Origin of the sequence: Pseudomonas sp. (assembly GCF_026224925.1) — a bacterium.
GTDB lineage: Bacteria > Pseudomonadota > Gammaproteobacteria > Pseudomonadales > Pseudomonadaceae > Aquipseudomonas.
In genome coordinates, this window is sequence record NZ_JAMFRV010000327.1 from 21,000 (window position 1) to 41,513 (window position 20,514).

At 52.8% G+C, this 20,514-nt stretch carries 19 protein-coding genes; 6 read left to right on the top strand and 13 right to left on the bottom strand.

The features are described 5' to 3' along the window. Window positions 1-258 precede the first annotated feature (258 nt). From ribBA to M0974_RS14180, 3 genes are all read left to right on the top strand, one after another. Window positions 259-1,398: a bifunctional 3,4-dihydroxy-2-butanone-4-phosphate synthase/GTP cyclohydrolase II gene (gene ribBA, locus M0974_RS14170; protein WP_297837673.1), complete on the top strand. Its 1,140-nt coding sequence runs from the start codon at window positions 259-261 to the stop codon at window positions 1,396-1,398. Window positions 1,399-1,448: 50 nt separating this feature from the next. Beyond that, window positions 1,449-2,312 (top strand): alpha/beta hydrolase, encoded by an 864-nt coding sequence (locus M0974_RS14175; RefSeq protein ID WP_297837676.1) that lies wholly within the window; start codon window positions 1,449-1,451, stop codon window positions 2,310-2,312. Between the two features lie 79 nt (window positions 2,313-2,391). Further along, window positions 2,392-3,015 (top strand): 2-phosphosulfolactate phosphatase, encoded by a 624-nt coding sequence (locus M0974_RS14180; RefSeq protein ID WP_297837679.1) that lies wholly within the window; start codon window positions 2,392-2,394, stop codon window positions 3,013-3,015. A 242-nt stretch (window positions 3,016-3,257) separates the two neighbouring features. Here the strand turns inward: M0974_RS14180 and M0974_RS14185 are convergent, their stop codons facing one another. From M0974_RS14185 to M0974_RS14225, 9 genes are all read right to left on the bottom strand, one after another. Continuing rightward, the gene (locus M0974_RS14185; RefSeq protein ID WP_297837682.1) at window positions 3,258-5,720 is read right to left on the bottom strand and encodes an MMPL family transporter; all 2,463 of its coding nucleotides are present in this window, start codon (window positions 5,718-5,720) and stop codon (window positions 3,258-3,260) included. Window positions 5,721-5,753: 33 nt separating this feature from the next. Further along, complete coding sequence (locus M0974_RS14190; RefSeq protein WP_297837685.1) at window positions 5,754-6,845, bottom strand: YCF48-related protein; 1,092 nt, start codon at window positions 6,843-6,845, stop codon at window positions 5,754-5,756. Between the two features lie 61 nt (window positions 6,846-6,906). After that, window positions 6,907-8,316, bottom strand: coding sequence for a DUF1329 domain-containing protein (locus tag M0974_RS14195; RefSeq protein ID WP_297837688.1), 1,410 nt, complete (start codon window positions 8,314-8,316; stop codon window positions 6,907-6,909). 20 nt (window positions 8,317-8,336) lie between these two features. Continuing rightward, window positions 8,337-10,037, bottom strand: coding sequence for a DUF1302 family protein (locus M0974_RS14200; RefSeq protein WP_297837691.1), 1,701 nt, complete (start codon window positions 10,035-10,037; stop codon window positions 8,337-8,339). Between the two features lie 204 nt (window positions 10,038-10,241). Beyond that, window positions 10,242-11,426 carry an LLM class flavin-dependent oxidoreductase gene (locus M0974_RS14205; RefSeq protein WP_297837693.1) on the bottom strand — a complete coding sequence of 395 codons (1,185 nt, stop codon included), beginning with the start codon at window positions 11,424-11,426 and terminating at the stop codon, window positions 10,242-10,244. 202 nt (window positions 11,427-11,628) lie between these two features. Continuing rightward, the gene (locus M0974_RS14210; protein WP_297837696.1) at window positions 11,629-13,275 is read right to left on the bottom strand and encodes a class I adenylate-forming enzyme family protein; all 1,647 of its coding nucleotides are present in this window, start codon (window positions 13,273-13,275) and stop codon (window positions 11,629-11,631) included. Between the two features lie 122 nt (window positions 13,276-13,397). Then, window positions 13,398-13,529 (bottom strand): hypothetical protein, encoded by a 132-nt coding sequence (locus M0974_RS14215; RefSeq protein ID WP_297837698.1) that lies wholly within the window; start codon window positions 13,527-13,529, stop codon window positions 13,398-13,400. 3 nt (window positions 13,530-13,532) lie between these two features. Continuing rightward, complete coding sequence (locus M0974_RS14220) at window positions 13,533-14,303, bottom strand: enoyl-CoA hydratase-related protein (protein ID WP_297837701.1); 771 nt, start codon at window positions 14,301-14,303, stop codon at window positions 13,533-13,535. A gap of 25 nt (window positions 14,304-14,328) precedes the next feature. Beyond that, window positions 14,329-14,808 (bottom strand): nuclear transport factor 2 family protein, encoded by a 480-nt coding sequence (locus tag M0974_RS14225; RefSeq protein WP_297837704.1) that lies wholly within the window; start codon window positions 14,806-14,808, stop codon window positions 14,329-14,331. Between the two features lie 187 nt (window positions 14,809-14,995). Between M0974_RS14225 and M0974_RS14230 the strand changes: the two genes are divergently transcribed. The 3 genes from M0974_RS14230 (at window position 14,996) to M0974_RS14240 (ending at window position 17,581) form a co-directional block, all read left to right on the top strand. Continuing rightward, entirely contained in the window at window positions 14,996-16,150 is a 1,155-nt protein-coding gene (locus M0974_RS14230; RefSeq protein ID WP_297837707.1) for an LLM class flavin-dependent oxidoreductase, read from the top strand. 69 nt (window positions 16,151-16,219) lie between these two features. Then, window positions 16,220-16,771, top strand: a complete 552-nt coding sequence (locus M0974_RS14235; RefSeq protein ID WP_297837709.1) for a flavin reductase family protein — start codon at window positions 16,220-16,222, stop codon at window positions 16,769-16,771. Window positions 16,772-16,798: 27 nt separating this feature from the next. Further along, window positions 16,799-17,581, top strand: a complete 783-nt coding sequence (locus tag M0974_RS14240; RefSeq protein ID WP_297837712.1) for an enoyl-CoA hydratase/isomerase family protein — start codon at window positions 16,799-16,801, stop codon at window positions 17,579-17,581. 52 nt (window positions 17,582-17,633) lie between these two features. Here the strand turns inward: M0974_RS14240 and M0974_RS14245 are convergent, their stop codons facing one another. The 4 genes from M0974_RS14245 to M0974_RS14260 all read right to left on the bottom strand — a co-directional run. After that, window positions 17,634-18,281, bottom strand: a complete 648-nt coding sequence (locus M0974_RS14245) for a TetR/AcrR family transcriptional regulator (RefSeq protein ID WP_297837715.1) — start codon at window positions 18,279-18,281, stop codon at window positions 17,634-17,636. Between the two features lie 134 nt (window positions 18,282-18,415). Then, window positions 18,416-19,279, bottom strand: a complete 864-nt coding sequence (locus tag M0974_RS14250; RefSeq protein WP_297837718.1) for an enoyl-CoA hydratase-related protein — start codon at window positions 19,277-19,279, stop codon at window positions 18,416-18,418. 34 nt (window positions 19,280-19,313) lie between these two features. Next, entirely contained in the window at window positions 19,314-20,063 is a 750-nt protein-coding gene (locus M0974_RS14255) for an SDR family NAD(P)-dependent oxidoreductase (RefSeq protein ID WP_297837721.1), read from the bottom strand. A 57-nt stretch (window positions 20,064-20,120) separates the two neighbouring features. Beyond that, window positions 20,121-20,514: nuclear transport factor 2 family protein (locus tag M0974_RS14260; protein ID WP_297837724.1), on the bottom strand; the 394-nt coding region annotated here is incomplete at its 5' end.

Genomic DNA, 20,514 nt, shown 5'->3' on the forward strand with positions numbered 1-20,514 from the left:
ACCTCCCGTCATTCCGGCATAAAAACCACAACGGACCTTCAATCAACCATAACGTTGACAGGCACAGTTGTAATCAACATAATTCAATTCATTCCGTTCCAATGCTGTTCTACGGAAGCTGGCTTCAGCCACAAAACAAATGGTTCGGTTCAAATATCTGCAACTTAAAAAATAATAAACGCCGTGACGGTCCCTTGACCCTTTTGCTTCTCCAAGGCTCCGCCGCGAAAAGCCCAGCCACACGTTGAGTGTATTGCCATGCAATTAAACAGCAGCGAAGAAATCATTCAGGACATCCGTAACGGCAAGATGGTCGTGCTGATTGATGACGAAGACCGCGAAAACGAAGGCGACCTCGTCATGGCAGCCAAATGTGTGACCGCCGAGCACATTAATTTTATGGCCAAGCACGCACGTGGCTTGATATGTATGCCGGTGAGTCAAGCCAAGAGTGATCGCCTGGGTCTAGGGCTTATGGTCAAGCACAATGGTTCTAGCCACGGAACCAAGTTCACCAATTCGATCGAAGCCGCAACGGGCGTGAGCACTGGGATTTCGGCCGCAGACCGAGCGCACACCATTCAAGTAGCAGCCCGCTCACAGGCGATATCGACTGACCTTGTACAACCAGGTCATATTTTCCCGCTGATCGCTGAAACGGGTGGCGTGCTTGTTCGGGCGGGTCATACCGAAGCCGCCTGCGACCTCGCCCGCTTGGCAGGGTTTGAGGAAAGTGCAGTCATTTGCGAAGTCATGAATGACGACGGCAGCATGGCGCGTCGTCCTGAACTGGAAGTGTTTGCCCAAGAACATCAATTAAAAATTGGCACCATCGCTGATCTGATTCACTTCAGAGTTGTCAACGAAAGCACGGTAGATGAGATGGGCACCCGTGTGGTCAACACTGACGACGGCGAGTTTTCCCTCCACACCTTTCGTGATCGAATAAACGGAAATGTACATTTCGCACTGGTACGTGGCGAGATATTCAAGGAGCAGCCGACGCTGACCCGAGTCCAGCAAGGCCTTTCGGCCCGGGATTTATTGGGTATTCAAGCTAAAGGCAGCAGCGGCTGGAACATCAATCGTTGCCTGAAACGAATCGCCGAAGAAGGCACCGGCGTACTAGTGCTGCTTGCGGCTTCAGAGTCTGCAGAAGACCTGCTGCAAAGTTTGGGCAATGTCGACGAGTCGGTTCAACAACGAAACGTTCCAACCCATTACAACTCGCTGATGATCGGAGTTGGCTCGCAAATTCTGCGTTTACTCGGGCTTGGTAAAATGCGCCTGATGGGCAGCCCACGAAAGTACCATGCAATATCGGGTTTCGACCTTGAAGTCTTTGACTACGTAAGTCCATCAGGAACCTCTACCCCCTTTGCTCTCGCAACGTCCTGATTCGGGCCATCATTTATGATGTTTCGCCGAGTTAGAAATCGAGGTAAGCAATGAGCATGCAGACGATTCAATACACTGGCTATTCCGACCTGACTTTAGTTGCCGATATTGGTGGCGATAAGCATAACCCGCCGGTCATTTTGTTACACGGCGGCGGGCAAACTCGTCATTCCTGGCGCCGCTTGGGAAGAACCCTGATTGACTCCGGCTATCAGGTTATCAACCTCGACATGAGAGGCCATGGAGACAGCGCTTATTCGCTTGAGGGGGACTATTCACTGGACGCGTTCATTGAAGACCTGAAAGCGGTTGTCAATACATTGGACCATCCTCCAGTACTCATCGGTGCTTCGTTGGGGGGCGCCGTGTCATTGCTCGCCTGTGGCGAAAGCCTGGCGCTTTGCGCACGTGCGTTGATATTGGTTGATGTAGTTCCGCGCATGTCTCTGCAAGGCGTCGATAACATAAGGCAGTTCATGGCCAGTACCCTTATAGGCTTTACAACGCTGGAAGAAGCTGCCAGCGCTATTGCCAAGTACTCACCAGTGCGCACGAAACCAGCCAGCACCGAAGGGCTATTGAAGGTTCTGAAGCTACGCGCTGATGGCCGTTATTACTGGCATTGGGATCCTGCGTTTTTGAATGATGAATCCCGATCTGTATCGGCGCCCTTCACCCATCGGATGGAAACGGCCGCTTCGGCTATTGGTATTCCGACATTGCTGATCCGCGGAGCTGAAAGTGATGTTGTGACGCAAGACGGAGCGCAATCATTACTCAACCTTATACCTCACGCCCAACTGCAAGATGTCAGCGGCGCCGGGCATATGGTGGGCGGAGATAAAAATGACCCATTCAACCAAGTCATACTGAATTTTTTGGCAACCGCCCTGCCCGCCCTTGGTGAGCGTTAATAAGACCTACAAAAAGAGCCAGCAACCGCTTGGGTATTCACGTTGCGTGGCCGTCAAAATAACTGACAGGGCCACAACCATGCCTAAAGTAACTGTAGTGTTGCGCCAGGAAGATCTCGACGCACTTAACCTTGCCGAAAAAACCGTCGTCATTATCAATGTGCTGTCTACGACCTCATTAATTGCGCAACGGCTGGCCGACGGAGCAAACGAGGTGCACCTGCTTCGTCCGCATCAATTGCCCGGCCCGTTGCTCGATAACTCGCCACCTATGAACTTGATGCAGGGTGGTGCATGCGGCACCGCCTTGCGTAAGTCATCCGAAGCGCTTCACGTCTACACCGCCGCCTTGGTGAATGCCCCAGCTGTCGTTCAGCGCATCGCCGCCGCACATGACTCGCCTATTGTATTGGTCTGCGCGGGCAGTGATGGACAAACCAACTTGCTGGACATATTTACTGCCGGTTATATCTGTTGTGAGCTATTGGCACTGGAGCCTCTGCGGTGGCAGTTATCGGACAGCGCAATCGTTGCGCAGGCTGTGCACAACCAGTTCCGCGACTCCCCTTGGGACTGTTTATTATCGAGCCAGACGGGAAGAGCCTTAGGCGATACCCAGGCGCAGATATCAGCAAAAAACCTCACCCAAATAGGCACCCTTGATGTAGTACCAACGCTAGTGGGCAACTGCTTGAGGGCTTAGACGAACTGTCGGTTCATTAGCCCCCCAGGTGATGAGGTCCCAGGGACTGGATCTCTATCCTGCCAAATGAGCCCGGATGGTTCAGGGATTTCCCTCGACCACCCATTAGGCGCCACAGGTGCGATCATTTCGACCACAGCCATCTTCGAGCGGACCTGACAATCAAATCGTTAGACCAAGCCATCCATCACGATGACTTGGTCTAACAGCATGATCAGCTTTCGATGCCCCTTTCCTCAATATCAGACCGGCACATTCCTTCGTGGCTTTTCTAATTCAACCCTCAGATCCTTTTCCTGAGGCACCGTTGTCTCATCCGGCGGCGATACGTCCTTAGCGGGTTTAAGTAAAAAGGCCGCCAAACTCGGTACAACGACCAGCGCGCCTACCATGTTCCATAAGAACATGAACGCTAAGAGCACTCCCATATCGGCTTGGTACTTGATGGGTGACCAGATCCATGTCGCAACGGCGACGCAAAGTGTCACGCCAATCAACGCGACCACCTTCCCAGTGAACATCAATGCCCGACGATAGGCCTCGCGAACCGAGTGCCCTTGACGTACATGGGACAAATAGACCGTCAGGAGATACAGCGAATAATCGATCCCGATGCCTACACCCAAGGCTATAACAGGTAACGTCGCAACTTTTACCCCGATGCCCATCAAGACCATCAGCGCTTCGGCCAACACCGAAGTCACCGCCAATGGAATAACCGCCACCAATACCGCTCGCCAACTGCGGAACGTAATCAGGCACAGGATGATAACCACCGCGTAAACCAGACCGAGCATCTGATAGTTGGCTTTTGCCACAGTTTGATTGGTCGCAGCCTCTATACCCGCGTTTCCGGCGGCCAATAAAAACTGTCGTTGATCGGTATTGTGCTTGGCCGCAAAAGCTTCAACCAGAGTCACCACGCTGGCGAGGGTTGAAGCTTTGTGATCGGTCAGGAACGCGATGATAGGCGCGACGTTGCGTGAATCGTTAACCATTTCCGGGCTAGCGGCCGACACATTATTAATAGATTCGTTGATGACTGAAGGATCTCGATTGAGTGTGATCCACTTCGGTGACCCTTCAAATCCTGCCGAGGTTAAGGGTCTGCCGAGACTAGCAATCGAACTGGTGGTCTGAACACCAGGTAACTCCCGGAGCTGCTGCTCCAAGCGATCCATTTCTACGACGTCTTCGAAGTTATCCAGTCGCCCTTTGGGGCTGGTGACAATGACTGCGAACTGGTCGCTGGATAACTCATAGTGGCTGGTGATGTAGCCGTTGTCCCGGTTGTATTCGGAATCGGCCCGCAACTCTGGCGCTCCGGCATCGAGATCGCCTATTTTCAGTTGATGAGCCAGCAATAACCCGCCCGCGGTTAATACAGCGGTGCCCAGCAAAACAAAACCCGCGACCCGTGGCTCGGTGAACTTCAGCAACATACCCACTACCGGATGCTCACCCTGCTTGCTCCCCACCGCACGCGCAGCTGCTTTGGGGCTTACCCCGGTGTAGGACAGCAGGATAGGCAATAGCAACAAGTTAGTGACGGTCAATATTGCAACCCCAATACTGGCCTGTAGCGCCAAGTCGCGGATCGCTGGGATATCGATGATCGACAGTACCGCGAACCCAACCGCATCGGCCATCAACGCTGTGACACCCGCAAGAAACAGTCGACGGAACGTATACCTGGCGGCGACATAGCGGTGTGTCCCGCGGCCTACATCCAGCATGATACCGTTCATTTTCTGTGCCCCGTGCGACACACCAATCGCAAATATCATGAACGGTACGAGCATTGAAAATGGGTCCAATACGAACCCAAGCATCTGCATTATTCCTAACTGCCAAACCACCGCGATCAACGAACAGGAGATGACCAATGCACTGCTGCGAATACAGCGGGTATAGCAGTAGATAATCGCTGAAACCAGCAGTGCGGCGATCAGAAAGTAACCCATCACCTGCATCAGGCCATGAATGAGATCTCCCGCCAATTTGGCAAAGCCAATGATATAAATCTTGACGCCTTTTGCTTCGTACTCGTGTTTTAGCGACTCCAACTGACTACGCAATTCTTTATAGTCAAGGGCTTTGCCAGTTGCGCCATCACGTTCGAGTAAAGGGATGAAAATCATGCTTGAGCGTTGGTCATTGGCCACCAATGAACCAATGATCCCCGAGCGATAAATATTCTGACGCAAGCCAGTCAAGCTTTCAGCGGAGCCGTTGTAGGCTTCTGGCATTACCGGGCCGCCATCAAAGCCCTGCTCGGTGATTTCTGTCCAGCGCACCACTGGCATCCACAGCGATTTCATGAACGATCGATCAACGCCGGGTATCAGGAACAGCTTATCGTTGATGTCGCGCAACGTATCGATGTAATGAGCGTCGTAAATATCTCCGGTGGGATTTTCGACGACTATCCGCAAGGAGTTTCCTAAACCGCGCAATGATGCAGCGTTGTCCTTGTAGTTTTTGATGTACGCGTGAGACTGCGGCATCATCTTGTCAAAGCTTGCATTAACGTCCAGGCGCACAGCAGAAAACATAAGCCCGACCGTCAAAACAAGGCTTACTATGGTGATGATCAAGCGGTTATTGAAGATCAATCGTTCGAGCTTGTTTCCGGAAAGTGAATCAAAATCCTCCACCCTGCGGATCGCCGGCATTGAGTCGCTGTTTTCGCTGGAGACTGACATCGTCGGCATACCTGTTATTAAAGTTATACGTGATCAATGAGGCACGAGGGCGTCATGCGCTATGCCGCCAAGCCCGGTTGTAATAACCGACTGATCCTGGTTGGAGACGACTGAGGTAAGGCGCATATATTTATCGGGAGTAATGAGTTTGAAAGTCTTTCCGGACGGGTCACCGACCACCAACTGCCCGTCATTATTCACCAGGGTAAAGTTGCCTTCGGCATCAATAGCGCCGGCAGTCAGCGTGGAATGCGATGGGCTGTTTTGCGGCTGCCAGTTAAGTCCTGCATCCAGGCTACGGTAGATGGTACCGCGCAGGCCAAAAGCCAACATAATATGGTCGTTGCCCGTCAACCCGAAGAAGCTACCTGCGTAACCGGTTTGAATGGGCTCAAAACGGTTTTTATCTGGGTCAAGTTTGAAGACGTACCCTTGCTCCGCAGCGATATAGATGTCCCCACCTATGCCTCGCACGCTGTTCAAGTGCGCGCCATTGGGGTTATCAATTCGGTCAAGCCACGGAACCCAGTTCTTACCGCCATCCACAGTGGCCGCCAAGTTACCGAACGACCCCACGACGTAACCCTCCTGTTCGTTTTTAAACCACACATCCAGATAAGGCAGCGATGGTCCAGAGCGGTAGTTCAGATCAACCATCTGCAAGGCATCTGCGGCGGACGTATCACCGGTGCTGGCCAATTTGTTGTAATACTCCCGAGCAGCAGCCTCAGCCATACGCCCGTCCGATTGCTTAATCCAAGTCTCCCCACCATCTACGCTGTGCAAAATGATCCCGTCGTGGCCTACGGCCCACCCTTGAGCTGGGGTCGGAAACTGCACTGCAAGTAAATCGCTTTGCACCGGCACCTTCGCTTGCTTCCAACCTTTACCCTGATCGTCAGAGTAAATGATCAATCCTCGAAGGCCGACTGCGATCAGCCGATTACCCGCATGCGTAATGCCGATAAGCGGGCGTTGGGCGGGATTCGATTGAGTAATCGCAGGCGTTACCAGTGGGTCCTCGAATGCATAGGCTTGCCCTACAAATAGGACCAGAAAACACAGCAACAATAGAACCGAAGCGCCTTTACCTGGACCGGTACTCACTTCCTTCCAATCATTCATGGCACCCACTCTCCCGAAAACGAAGCAGCGGCTTGCGACCGCGGCTTCAATTTTTCTTCAGTTATCTGACACTGCCTGCGAGGGATGCTGGCGTCAGTTTGATTTGGAGGCCATCTGCGCTGGTGTAACTACGATTGAAGTAACCTTCATCGGCGGCGCCGTAGTTCATGATGAAATAATTGCCCTTGAGCAGATCGTTAAAGCCAACGCTCATGTTGTTGACGCCCCCAACGTCGTAGGTCGGGAAGGTATATACAGCTCCGACCCGCCATAGGTTGCCAGCGTCATCGTAAGCATCGCTGGCAACCACGCAGTTGCAGTCTTCTTCAACATAGAAGCGGCGTTTTTTATAAGCATGGCGTTCGCCGGCTTTACGATCGGCTTCGACCACCCACACACGGTGTTTCTCGAACCGTACAGCCTCTGGATTCAAATGACTTTTACCGAGTGCATCTTTTGCCTGGATGTCTTGAGTCAACGGGAAAGAGTTATACGGAATAACCATCTCTTTCTTACCGATTAACTTGAAATCGAAACGGTCCATTCTCCCGACAAAGCCGGTCAACTCGTCCCAGAACAATGCGCCGCCGTAAGCAGCAATAGGCAGGTCATAAGAGAAGTCTGGCGCGGTCCGGGTCCGCCGCTGACCCGGGGTATAGAACCATACCCGTTGGCCGCCGTTATCGGCAGTCGGCAGATAGAAGTTGAGAAAGAACGTGCCTGCCGCCGACGGCGGAGATACTAGGTTGGACGAAACACCATAGGTTGCGTCAAAGGTCTTTTTACGCAATTCGCCAGTTTGTTCTGACCATGGACGGGTGAACATTTGATGCGTTGATGGGATATCCGTGACGCTACCATTGCTGTCTACGAGAAAAGCTTTGTTCTGCTGGTGCAGCACCGCCGGGCCGACCGTCATCTTGTGGTTCCACATCACCTCATAACCATTCTTCGGGATTGGGAAGGGAACGCCTTGGAACGGTAGCCCATCAGCCGCTGCACCTTTGAGGCTGTCACCGGTTTCCTGGCCGGTCATTTCAGCTGTGGTAGCGTTCTTTTTGGTGTTTTCCACCATCCAGTCCGGTATGCGCATAGTACGATGGGTTGGAAACACGTCTATGCGATAAGTGTCAGGGTACTTCTTCAGCAGCGCCTTACTGCCCTCGGTCAACACCGCGTCATATTGCGCCATGTTTTTTGCGGTGACCGAATACAGCGGCTTTTCGCTCTTATACGGATCAATGTAGGTCTGGTTCTTCTCACGATTGTAACCCGGAACAGTTTGAAGGCCGCCGGTATAAGCTGGGATAGAACCGTCTGCATTCGCACCGGCCTCCGCGCCAAAGCTGGTGAGAGTGGTACCTATTGCTTTTGCTTCTTCAGGCGTAACTTTTGCAAATACCAGTGGGCACACGCACGTCAATACAAAAGCCCCTGCCAGCAGATTACCAATAGCTCTGCGCTTAGACATCTTCGTCACCTTATTTATTATTAGAACGAGGTTTTATACGACAATGACACCCAACCTTTATCATCCAGGGCATAAGGACCGTTGCCACCAACATAGCCTTTCTCACCATTAGGGCCAATGGCGCCGGTTCCTAGGTGATCCCAGTCATAGTCCTGGTACTGCAACGTAACCTGGTGAACTTGTTTATAATTCGCGCGGATCCCCACGGAGTACACCAGTGATTTTTCTGCATAGAAAGAGCCCGCTGCATACGCCGGGTTACCACTGACACCGTAAGTGCCTGATATCGGCAAACTCAGGTCAATCGAAGGAAAAACTTGTAACCACTGAGGTTCAAACAAGAAGGCCACTGCGGCAGCATCTTTGGTCGCGCAGCCTTGAGCTATTCCACCGCCATTACACGCGGAATAACCTTTGCCCATAAACAATTCTTTGTTTTTGGTCACGCTGTCGAGGTGGGTATACGTCACCTCCGCAAGCAGGATGCCCGCGTCCCAGAAAGGCGTGGTCCCCAGCTGGGTGAAACTGTTGGCAAGCAAGTTTGTAATATTACCGCGTGCGCCTTCACGGTAAGGCTGGGCAGGGCCGGTACCAAAGCTCGGTAAGGTAAATGAACTGGCAAGAGCCGTATTGGTACGGTAGTTGGCCTCCATGCCGAAACTGGTGCTGCCAACAGTCGTTTCGTACGACAAACCATACAGTTTTACGTTGTCGCCATAGGAAAGATGTACGTCGCCGCCGACGCCAAGCTGCCCTTCCGCCAACGCCCAAGGTTGGGTTTCATCCAGGCGCCGATAGTAGAACCCGATCGTGCCATTCGCCCATTCAGGGGACCAGGCAGCCTTGACCCCGAAGTTGTTGTTAATGTTCTTCAGGTCATGACTTTCACCTGCAGAAAATCCAGGACCAAATTGAAACTCTGACGTGTTAGGCCCCTGATAAAGCAAGTCCGAGGGTGCCAGGTAGGTACCGCCTTCTGGATAACGGTTTTCTGCGTTTTCCAGAAAGTACTGTCCACTTACAGTCAAGGTAGGTGTCAGCTCTGCAACCAGGTTGGCCTGACCCCGCGGCAAAAAAAGCTCTTTAACTTCGGAACCCGGTTGGGTGAAGCCCTTGATATAATCGACGGCATGTTGCCCATAAGAAATGCTACTAAAACCAAAGAACAGTGCGTTACCCCACTGCTGGGTAAATCGACCGAATTTGGCATATACCGGTACATCACTGATTTCAAAGTTCTTGAACACAAACGCATCCAGTAACTCTGCGCCCCTCAACTGGTACTTCTTTGTGTAAGAGGAATAATGACCGTTGGAGTAGCTGACTCCGTAACCAGGCGCGGGATTGGTTTCAACTTTGTCGTCATAAGCGAAATCTTTCCACCCTGAGCCCGACAGACGAAAGCCCATGCGATCCTGATACACGCCCTGAAACTCGAACAGCATTTGCAGGCGGTTAGTGACCATGTCACCTTGGTTAAACTTGTAATCACTTTGCGCATTCGGAATTGAGTTACCGATGTTGTTATCGCGCCCTTCCGCACGCCAGCCCATCGTGTACTGCAGTGTCGTATCAAAATTGACCCGCCAATCGCTATCACCCGGGTCAAATGTATAAGCGTGAGCCTGTGTGACAAAACACCCCGATGTAGCGATCAACGCAATGGCGGCAGTGAGTTTTTTCGGTCTGGCGGTGATGTTTTCTTTAATTTTTGTTTTCATCATTCCTCTCCAATGGTGCATGAACAGCAAGGTATTGCAGGCAGCAAGCAGCTCCGAATGTTGGTCATTCGTGGTTGATATCAAGCGCTAGTAAACACTTACGTTGACAACCTGGACGAATGTATACGAGATAACGTCCCTGCTATCTCTCATCATTTTGATTGCGATGTACGGTGTTATGAAGGGACGGGCCCGGTCAGCAGGTCAGGAAGGTAGTTTTATTCTCGGCGCTACTTCTTTCGCAATCAGTTCCAGCGAATTGAACCAAGGCGACGGGTCATCGAAGTAATCGTGAGATTCGACCTGCATCGTGCCCCAGCCACCTGCCGCCTCAAACAAGGTGTTGATTTTGTCAGCAACGGTATCCGGCGACCCGACTACAAATACGTTATCGACTAACCATTCGAGGTTTACGTCTGCCGCACTGGCGCCTTTATCTTTGATGAAGCCGTCCATCATCCCGAAACGCCACCAAATGGGTATCAGGTAACGTTCGAAGCAATAGCCAATGGGGCCTTCCATGACCAGGCGCTTCGCCTCTTTATCGGTGTCGGCCACGAATACAGTTTGAGATACCGCATGGTTGGCGCGGCTAGGGGTATAACCCGCTTTATAAGCAGCATCGGAATACATGTCCCAATGGCTCTTGAGCGCATCAAGGCCCGAGTAAATGGACACTGGTTTAAAACCACGCTCTCCAGCCAAACGCATTGATGGCGAATTGAAACTGAAGCCGGTTACTGCGATATCGGGTGCCTTGCCACCCCAAGGGCTAAAGTCTGCCAACATATGCTGCTGGTCTTCGGCGTTGTCAGCATGTGTCTCTTCTGGATAGCCTGCCTTCCAATATTTACCTTCCTGGAAGAACGGTTCACGCTTCCAGATTTTCTCCATGATATCCAAAGATTCCCGAACCATATCGTTAAGAAATTTGGTGTCTTCACCGCCCTTGATCCCGTGGATATAAGACGACTGTGGATAGGCGCCTGCACCGATGCCAAGGAAATAACGGCCTTCGAGAATTTGCGACAGCCAGCCGATCATGATGGCCAGTTTGGCTGGATGTTGATGAGGAAGAATGTGCGCCATGGGGGCGAACTTGATTCTGCTTGTCTGGAGTGCTGCCGCAGCGATGATCAGCTCGGGATTGGGAATGTTTTCCCAGCGTTGCGAGGCGTGTTCGGAAATCATCATTGAGCTAAAGCCGGCTTTGTCAGCTGCGATAGCGCTCTGTACACCCCAATCAAACGTCTGCCGAGCAGTGCGCTCCGGCTTCATGTAAGGATGGAAAATAAGACCGGTTTCCATAGGCATGGCGTTTCTCTCCTCTCTCTTTTTTATTTCTATTCTTAAGGTAAAACAGTCATACGGGCCGTACTCGGATGTCACGCAAAACCACGACTCGCAGTGAATATCCTATACAAATATTGCCAAGTCAACAGTAACGTTGAACAAGCAAAAATTAATTTTTACGGGCTCTGGTCTCATCAAAAAAAGGCCAGCACACCTCATCTTCCGCGGAGGACCAGCCACCACGAAACGATACAAGTTTTTAATCAACGTTATCGTTTAACCAACCGAAAAACAGCGTTTATGCTTCTAACACATCGCACAATCGTTGCCTGAGTGCCTGCTTATTGACCTTGGTCGCGGACATGGGCCAGCTTCCAGCTTCGATGAAATAGACAGCTCGAGGGACTTTGTAGTTGGCTATCTGTCCTTTACAGAAAGCAATCAACTCATCGGCCGTTGCAGTGCAGCCCGGTTGCAGCTCGACAAACGCCACAGGCACCTCATCCAGTCGTGAGTCGGCTCGCCCTACTACCTCTGCAAGCTTTACCGCAGGATGGCTACAGAGAAAAGCCTCTACTTCAACCGCCGAGACATTCTCGCCGCCGACCTTCAACATGTCTTTGAGGCGACCGTTGAATACCAGTCCGCCGTCATCGTTGAAACGATAAAGATCTCCGGTGTGTAACCAGCCCTGCGCGTCGATGGCTTGGGCGGTTTTTTCGTTATCGCGGTAATAACCAGACATGACACAGTAGCCCCGAACCAAAACTTCTCCGACCTTGCCGGGCAGAACATCATCGCCTGTGGAAGGGTCAACGATGCGCACATCAATACCCTCTGCAGGCCTGCCATGGCTGATGGCGCGCTGGGCGAGTGAATCGTCTGGCGAACTCAATGCGAAGATGCCAGACGTCTCGGTCATACCACATGCCTGAATAGCCTCAGCTTGCGGCAATAGTCGTTGCACGCGTTCTACCAGGGCTGGTGCGGTAATCAAAATAACAGTGCGTAACGCCAACAAGCGTTGTGAGTCGAACGTCGGATGATCCAGCAATGCCTGAACCACCGCCGGAAACCATGGCCAGATAGTTGTCACCTGCTCATCCATCATGAGTTTCAGCGCGCGACCAGGTTCAAAAAAGGCATCAGTGAGGTAAGTGCCCGCCGCGCCAATGGTGCCGATAAACGGTGCCAGAGACCCGATATGAAACAGCGGCCCTCCTCCCCACACAACATTCCCGCCCTTGGCCGCAAAACGGCTGCGTGCACGCTCTACAGAGCCTCGGGTAATAGCTTCATGGGTCAACATGCAGCCTTTGGGATGTGCGGTGGTGCCTGAGGTGTATACGGTCAACGCGATGTCGCACGTGCGAACACGCCTACGCAAGGCGTCCACACGATCAGGGGATACCTGCGCAATCAATGTGTCGAACTGATCCCGCCCGATAAACCCGGGCCGCTGCTTGCCGCGTAACAGCACTGCGACGCGTAGATTCGGCGCTTCAGGTAATGACAAATGCGTGGCGTCGGGGGCCACCGACAACGAGGGCAGCGCCGCACAAAACAGCTCGGTGAAATCAACGTACTCTTGGTCGTCTGCCGTGGTCAGCAATGCCGCGAGATGCGCATTACGGATGATAAAACCAATTTCGGCTGCCTTATGGCGGGCATTCAACGGCACGATGACACACCCAAGCAGCGCCGCAGCAAAAAATCCTTCAGTGAATTCGATGCTGTTGGTCGACATGAGCCCGACGTTATCGCCAGGCATAACACCCAACGCCAACAGCCCTTGCGCTGTTTTCACTGCGCCCTGCATTAATTGCGAATAGGTGCATCGATGCTCTGGTAGAACCAACGCAAATCGGTCTGGGTGAAGATGGGCTGCACGCACCAATAAATCCCCGATGGGAGACACCTCACACCACCCGCTGAAAAGCTCCATTGCTCTCTCCCCATTTCGATGTCGTCGTGCGAGTCGAGCCCGCGAAACGTCCTATTTTTTGTTTTAAGAAGGCTGAAAAACACGCACCACTGCTTTTGCGTCAAAGCACCATGTACAACACTTTAACTAATAGACATGAAATCCGCGCCCGCTTTTGCGCCCCAGATATCCGGCAAGCCTTGACCCGCTGGCACCCGAGCTATGCCGCAGCCCATTACTCCGGCACCGATAATGCCAACCTTTTTGATTGCCATGAATCACAGCCCACGCCAGACAGGTTTTCGCTTTTCAACAAATGCGTTACGTCCTTCCAGCCGGTCGGCACTGAACGCATAATTTTCGATCGGCTCATAGCGTGTGCTCAACGCAGTTTCCAGCGAGGATTCAAGTCCTTGCCATGCGGCAGACTTGGCAGCCTGGTTGGCCAAAGGTGAGGCCAACACCACCTTTTCGGCCCAGCGTGCAGCTGCGGCTTGCAGGTCCGCGAACGGAACCACCTCATTGATCAGCCCGTGTTGCAGCGCATCGCTTGCAGGCATGCGCTCGCCGGTAAGAATCATCGCCATGGCAATACGTGGCGGCAATTGACGCATGGTCCTGTGCAGTACACCGCACTCGCCGATGATCCCGGCCTTGGTTTCCGGCACTGCAAACAGTGCTGAATCCGCAGCCACAATGATGTCTGCGCACAGTGCCAATTCGAAACCACCGCCCAGAACATAGCCCTGTACGGCAGCGATCATTGGCTTATTCAACTTCACCAAAGGCCCACCGACCCCCGTCAATCCGCCACCGAGGGCCATGCGCGAGGGCCGCTCGGCACCACCACTGACGTCTGCGCCGACACAGAACGCCCTTTCACCTTCTGCAGAAAGCACAACGACCCATATCTCAGGATCACGGTTAATCTCGTGCCAGGCATCATGTAACGCTTGATCCATCTCGCTGTTGATTGCGTTCAAAGACTTGGGGCGGTTGAGCCGTACGTGGGCGACATGGCCCTCACAAAAAAACTCGATATCTGACATGAGTGCTTCTCTATATAGGTGAGGATCAAGCGCGTCCGATGGGATTCGCTTCTTTAACGTGAAAGTCTTTCGACCCAGCGTTGCACAGCACACGCTTTTTGAAGCGCCATGCCCCGTCAACCTTCACGACTTCGTCCCGGTACTGCCCCCACACATGGCTGTCGGGCCGCTCGCGGCTGTAGCGGTGCCACGCATACACGATCGAACGTACCTGGGCAGTTGCATCGTCGATGAACTCGACTTTGATATTCGACACATGGTGGCTGGTGCCCACGAAATACGTACCGATGCCTTCCAGCGTTTTGGCGTACGCCTCGCGCCCTACCGCACCGAAGTTAGGCGCATAGCTAATTTCACAGTCTTCTATAAACAGCTCGCTGAGCTCCTGGGGATGGTTCATGTCCAGGTGGAAGGCGTAGTCGTAAATCAACGTCTTGATTTCGTCAGCAGCACTTAAGCGAAGCACTTGCGTGTAAAGCTCTTGCAAATCGACTGGCTCATTCATCTTTCAGGCTCTATTTTGTCAACACGAAAGTTGATAATAGAATCAGTCAACACCAGCGTCAACAGACAGATTGATCGCTTTCAACACATCAGTTGATTTTACTTTCCACAAATCAACATCACCGTTGACATAATCAAAATCAGATCGCATGCTTGCTTTCACAAGCCGCTTTCCCAGGAGAACAATAATGAAATTCAACTTGATGCAGACCGGCGTTATTGGCCGCCGCTATGAGATAGAAGCTGGCATGGCCGGGCAGCGGCCCGAGCTTTACCAACGGTTTCTTTCCGAGGTTAAGGATTACGTTCGCCTTGCGGACGACCTTGGCTACGCAGGCTATTGCCAGCCGGAACATCACCTGCAGATCGAAGGCTTTGAGATTAACAACCACCCTGGCATGTTTAGCCTGTTCGTCGGCATGCACTCCAAACGCCTCAAAGCAGGAATCATGGGCTACACCCTGCCTACGCATAACCCGGTACGTATTGCCGAAGAAATTGCCACCCTCGACCATATGTTGCAGGGCCGCTTGTTCGTAGGATTCACCCGGGGTTACCACGCGCGTTGGGTAGATTCATACGCCGCTATTCGCGGCGTTTCTGCAACCACCGTCGATATGGTCAAGTCCAAGGACGCCATGGACGAGCTCAACCGCGAGATTTTCGAAGAGTCCCTACAAGTCATTAAAAAGGCTTGGACCAATGACGTGTTCAGCCATAAAGGCAAACATTGGGAGTTCCCGCCAAACGGCGGCTCCGCTGGCCACCCTGCCTACGCTGAGTTTGGCAAAGGCATGGACAAGGACGGCATTGTCCGCCAGATCGGCATCGCACCGCTGTGCTATCAAAAACCGCATCCACGCATCTACGGCGGTTTCGCCGGCAGCATGAAAACCGTCGACTTCTGGGCACGCGAAGGCGGCAAGCCAATTGTCCTGTCGGGTGACCTGGACTTCTGTGAAGCCCTCTGGAAACGCTATGCGGAGAGTGCCAAGCAAGCAGGCAATGAAGTCGCACGCGAAGAGGTCGCGGCATGGGGTGGCTTCTTGATGTTGACCAATGACAAAACCAAAGCCCGCGAGCTAATGGCTGAGCACCAATGGTTTTGGGACAAGTGGTTCATTCCGTTTGGTCAGCGCATGCCCAACGTCCTGATTGGTTCAGCAGACGAGATCGCCGACCGCATCGGTGAGGCTCATGACCGACTGGGTTTCAATGAGCTGTTCCTGATGTTCGGCCAGGGTCACCTCAACCCAGATCAAAACAACGAAGAACTGGAGAAATTCGCCAGTCTTGTAGCGCCGCGGTTTGCGACCAAAGGCGCAGACGGCATATTTGCCTGAGTGCTCGCTCGCTACCCAGCGCCGCACACGGCGCTGGGCCTACACACTTTGCCGATTGCAGGATCAGCCATGACCATAAAACAACAGCACGAAGCCATTCAGCCATTGGACCCGAAAAGGTTTCGCCAGGTGCTTGGGCAATATCCTACGGGCGTCTGCGTGATCACCGCGATACAAGAGGACAACGCACCTGCAGCCATGGTGGTCGGATCCTTTACTTCAGTCTCCCTCGATCCACCCTTGGTTGCGTTCTTGCCCGACCGAGCGTCTTCAAGCTGGCCAAAAATTCAGGCCGCAGGAAAGTTCTGCGTGAACATTTTAGGGGCTGACCAGGAGGACGTATGCCGACGTCTCGCGTCCAAAGCTACTGATAAATTCATCGGCACGGTGTATCGACTCTCCCCGCTGGGTTCTCCGATTATTGAGCAAAGCGTCGCGTGGATAGATTGCGACATGCAAGCCATTCACGAGGCCGGTGACCATTACATTGTGATTGGCCTGGTCCATGACCTGGAAATCGAACAAGGCGGCCTGCCGCTAGTATTCTTCCAGGGCAGCTATGGCCAGTTTTCGCCATTGGGGCTAGCCACAGCAAAAGAACGCAGCGCAACCAGCGTCTAAGGACGACACTCACGCTGAGGTATTGAAATGATCGATGAACAAGAAGCGTGTGCATGCCTGAGTGTCAACGGGATGATCGCAACGATTACCCTGAACAAGCCCACAGCTTATAACGCCATTGATACAGACATGGCCTTGCGCTTGAAATTGCTCGCATTGGAAGTAGAGGCACGAAAAGACATTCGCGTACTGGTATTAGCCGGTGCAGGTAAATCGTTCTGCGCTGGCGGTGATCTGGATTTCTTCGTCAGGCATATCGATGATCTCGCCCCACCCATTACTCAACTACTGACCGACCTGAATATCTTTCTGCTGGTTTTGCAGCGGATGCCAGCGCTAGTGCTGACCAGCGTTCAGGGTGTGGCGGCAGGCGCCGGCTTTTCACTGGCCTTCATGGGGGATTTTTGTATAGCGGCCGATAATGCAAGACTGCGTCCGGCTTACATCCAAATAGGTTTGTCACCCGATGCCGGCGGCACGGCGGCCCTGGTTCGCGCTGTAGGTCCACGGCGTGCCATGCAGTTGTTTTTGGCTGAACAGGAAGTCAGTGCGCAACAAGCAATGCAGTGGGGCATGGTCGCTCGCGTTGTACCGGCTGTAGAACTTAAACAGCAGACAGAAGCCTTCGCCCTTCGTTTGGCACTGTGGGAACCCAAGGCAGCAGCGGCTACCAAACGACTGATCATGCATTCAGCCGGCACAAAACTGCATATACAACTGGAGGAGGAATTAAAAGCAGTGGTCAGTTGCATGGACTCGGAGTCGTTTAAACTCAAACTTCGGCAGTTGCGGCAAAATCGACACAATTGACCCACCAACTACCGGCTCGCAACGAGCCGGTCAGCCTTCAATCCAAACTGTATCAGACACGCATGCCATCGAAAAATATCCGGGAAAACGTGCCCGCGATCTCAGCAGCGCCATATTTTCCGTCTGGCTTGTGCCAACGATGGGTCCAGTTAAGCATGCCGAATATTGCGTTCGCTGCAAGCACAGGCACGATATCGTCGCGCAGCAATCCTTTGGCGATACCTTGGGTAATCAAGCCCATCGCAGCTTTCTCAAATCGATGGGTCTGCTGTGCCATGTCCTGGGCCCAGTTAGTGCCCTCTTCCGCGACAATATGCATTTGCTCCTGAATGTACACGTACATGTACGGGTAGCATTCGTCATAGGAAATCATCAGAAGCTCAATGAGCCTCTCGAGCTTCTGCACCGGGTCAAGCGAGCGCATGCGCAGCAAGCTCTCCACTTCGGCAATATTCTTGTCGACCGAGCTTTTAATCACTTCCTTGAAGAACTCGTCCTTGCTACCGATGTAGTAGTAAACACTCGCACGGTCCAGATTTGCGGCTTTGGCAATATCGTTCAAGGTGGTGGCTTTATAGCCTTTGTCCTTGAACAACATGGCGGCCACTCGAACCAGCTCATCGCGCTTGGCTTTGTATTCGACACTGCCGTCGGCCAATGCAGCCTTGCGACGGCGAGAAATGTTGCTTGTATCGGCCATAAAACCAGATGCTCCCTTGGTGTGATCCGTCGACAGAGCGAGGTAACACGTTGTTTGGTGCGCCACCCTCTGGCACATGGCGAATATGTTAGCACTGATGGGGCATTCCCTTTAGCTCCGCGCTATAGGGAGGTTTACTGGTCCGGCTTGCGCGTGGTAGTCAGCGGGTTGGTTGATTCCACTCGATAATGCTGCATCGCGGTTTTAAGCCCTACCTCCTGAATCCATTGTTTGAGTTCAAGCACGGGGGTGGAAAAGTGCAACAAGGTGTCCATTTCCGCAACGCTGGCACTGGCGGCGCGAAAACCCATGGCATCGGCGGCTTTATTGATCGACAACTTTTTGATCCGCAACACTTCCGGAGCGATCATTGCGATCCTTTCGGCCAAGTCTTCAACGACTGCAATTAATTCATCGGCCGCCACGCAATGGTTAGCCCAACCCCATTCCACTGCGGTGGGCCCATTAATGCTATTGCCCGGAACAAAGGCGAACTCCTTGGCGCGCTTTGGCCCCACCAACGGCACCCAAAGCGGCGCGATATAACCACCCCCGATGGGCACCGTTGGCTCGCTGATACGCACATTGTCCGCAACGATGGTGATATCCGCGTAAACACACATCTGCGTCGCGCCTGCGGCACAGTAGCCGTGCACTGCAGCGATGATTGGCTTGGGGTGGTCCCAAATCGCCAGAAAGCGGTTCAGGTTTCGCTGCAAGCGTTCTCTGTCACTGACCGCATCTTTTGCGCTGGTCAGCTTGCCGACTTGATCAAGATCGAACCCGGCGGAGAACCCACGGCCTTCTCCACGAATGGCGATTACTGGTCCACCAGCGGTCTCAAGAAAGCGCAGAGCGTCAGAAAACTCATCAAGCAACTCATTGGATAATGCGTTAGCCTTTTCCGGACGATTGAGAATCAACCAGGTCAACGCACCCTTCTGTTCCAAGCGAATAGTTGTGTAAGCGGGGAACGTTACTTGGGTCGACTCAGTCATTTTGCTACTCCATCCATATCGTTCAAAACCTGGGTCATTGAGCCAACATACCGGCGTCGACCAGGTATTCACTGCCCGTTATATAAGACGCCTCGTCTGAGGCAAGAAACAGCACCAGGTTGCTGACTTCTTCTGGCTTTGCAATGCGCCCCAACGGAATTTGCGCCAACGCATCGCCGCCCTGATCATCCGTGGCTTCAACCATCATCGGCGTTTGAATAAAGCCGGGGTGTACCGAGTTAACCCTTATGTTGCGCGGGCCATACTCGATTGCCGCCGCTTTGGTCATACCGCGGACCGCAAACTTACTGGCTACGTACGCCAGACTCGGAAAACCGTAGTTGGCGGCCATCCCGGCAATAGATGAGATGTTAACGATAGAGCCGATGCCCGCCTCCAACATCGACGGAATAACCGCCTGCATGCCATAGAACACTGCGTGCTGATTAACTGCACAGACGCTGGCGTAATCTTCGGCGCTCAGTTCGACGGTCTGTGCAACAGGGCCAAGAACTCCGGCATTGTTCACCAGAATAGTGATGGGACCAAAACGGGCCACGCCCTGGGCCACGACACACGCCCAGCTATGAACATTGGAAACATCCTGTTTAATGAACAGTGCGTTGTCAGCACCCAGTTCATTCATTAAGGCGACTCCGCGTTCTTCGTTAAGATCAGTGATGACGACTTTCGCACCTTCACGAACGAATCGTTGAGCGTGAGATGTCCCCATTCCACGCGCAGCACCCGTTATCAAAGCGACTTTATTGAGTAGCCTGCTCATCGGACTTCCTTTTTATTGTGGTGATATTGATTCATCGCCCTGCACTGTCCAAACCCGTCAAGGGGCAAGAAAAGTGTCATAGGCATGTACCGTATCCATGTACTCGCGAATTCGTTTGATCTTGCCGTCGGAGAGTTCAATGGCCATGTGAAGTTGGTTTTTATAAATGCGACCATTGACTAACTCAGCATAACATTGCACTTCCACCGCGACCCGATCACTTTCGGCGATCATGCTGATGGGGGTCACAGGCAGGGCACCTTGTTTATAAACGGCGGTAATACCGGACAGCAGCTCACACATTTGTCGACGATCGTAAGTACCCGACAGTCCTTCCAGACTGCCCGCGACCCACCAACTGAAATCCTCATGAAAAAAAGCAGAAATGGCCTCAAGGTTTCCACTGGAGAAGGCCTTCAGAAAATCACTCACCAGGTGTTTACTGCTTTCA

Coding starts and splice junctions, on each gene's coding strand:
- M0974_RS14250 (WP_297837718.1), bottom strand. CDS start 19,279: ATGACTGAGTCGACCCAAGTAACGTTCCCCGCTTACACAACTATTCGC.
- M0974_RS14235 (WP_297837709.1), top strand. CDS start 16,220: ATGACCATAAAACAACAGCACGAAGCCATTCAGCCATTGGACCCGAAA.
- M0974_RS14240 (WP_297837712.1), top strand. CDS start 16,799: ATGATCGATGAACAAGAAGCGTGTGCATGCCTGAGTGTCAACGGGATG.
- M0974_RS14245 (WP_297837715.1), bottom strand. CDS start 18,281: ATGGCCGATACAAGCAACATTTCTCGCCGTCGCAAGGCTGCATTGGCC.
- M0974_RS14230 (WP_297837707.1), top strand. CDS start 14,996: ATGAAATTCAACTTGATGCAGACCGGCGTTATTGGCCGCCGCTATGAG.
- M0974_RS14210 (WP_297837696.1), bottom strand. CDS start 13,275: ATGGAGCTTTTCAGCGGGTGGTGTGAGGTGTCTCCCATCGGGGATTTA.
- ribBA (WP_297837673.1), top strand. CDS start 259: ATGCAATTAAACAGCAGCGAAGAAATCATTCAGGACATCCGTAACGGC.
- M0974_RS14255 (WP_297837721.1), bottom strand. CDS start 20,063: ATGAGCAGGCTACTCAATAAAGTCGCTTTGATAACGGGTGCTGCGCGT.
- M0974_RS14195 (WP_297837688.1), bottom strand. CDS start 8,316: ATGTCTAAGCGCAGAGCTATTGGTAATCTGCTGGCAGGGGCTTTTGTA.
- M0974_RS14220 (WP_297837701.1), bottom strand. CDS start 14,303: ATGTCAGATATCGAGTTTTTTTGTGAGGGCCATGTCGCCCACGTACGG.
- M0974_RS14200 (WP_297837691.1), bottom strand. CDS start 10,037: ATGAAAACAAAAATTAAAGAAAACATCACCGCCAGACCGAAAAAACTC.
- M0974_RS14225 (WP_297837704.1), bottom strand. CDS start 14,808: ATGAATGAGCCAGTCGATTTGCAAGAGCTTTACACGCAAGTGCTTCGC.
- M0974_RS14175 (WP_297837676.1), top strand. CDS start 1,449: ATGAGCATGCAGACGATTCAATACACTGGCTATTCCGACCTGACTTTA.
- M0974_RS14190 (WP_297837685.1), bottom strand. CDS start 6,845: ATGAATGATTGGAAGGAAGTGAGTACCGGTCCAGGTAAAGGCGCTTCG.
- M0974_RS14185 (WP_297837682.1), bottom strand. CDS start 5,720: ATGTCAGTCTCCAGCGAAAACAGCGACTCAATGCCGGCGATCCGCAGG.
- M0974_RS14180 (WP_297837679.1), top strand. CDS start 2,392: ATGCCTAAAGTAACTGTAGTGTTGCGCCAGGAAGATCTCGACGCACTT.
- M0974_RS14215 (WP_297837698.1), bottom strand. CDS start 13,529: ATGGCAATCAAAAAGGTTGGCATTATCGGTGCCGGAGTAATGGGCTGC.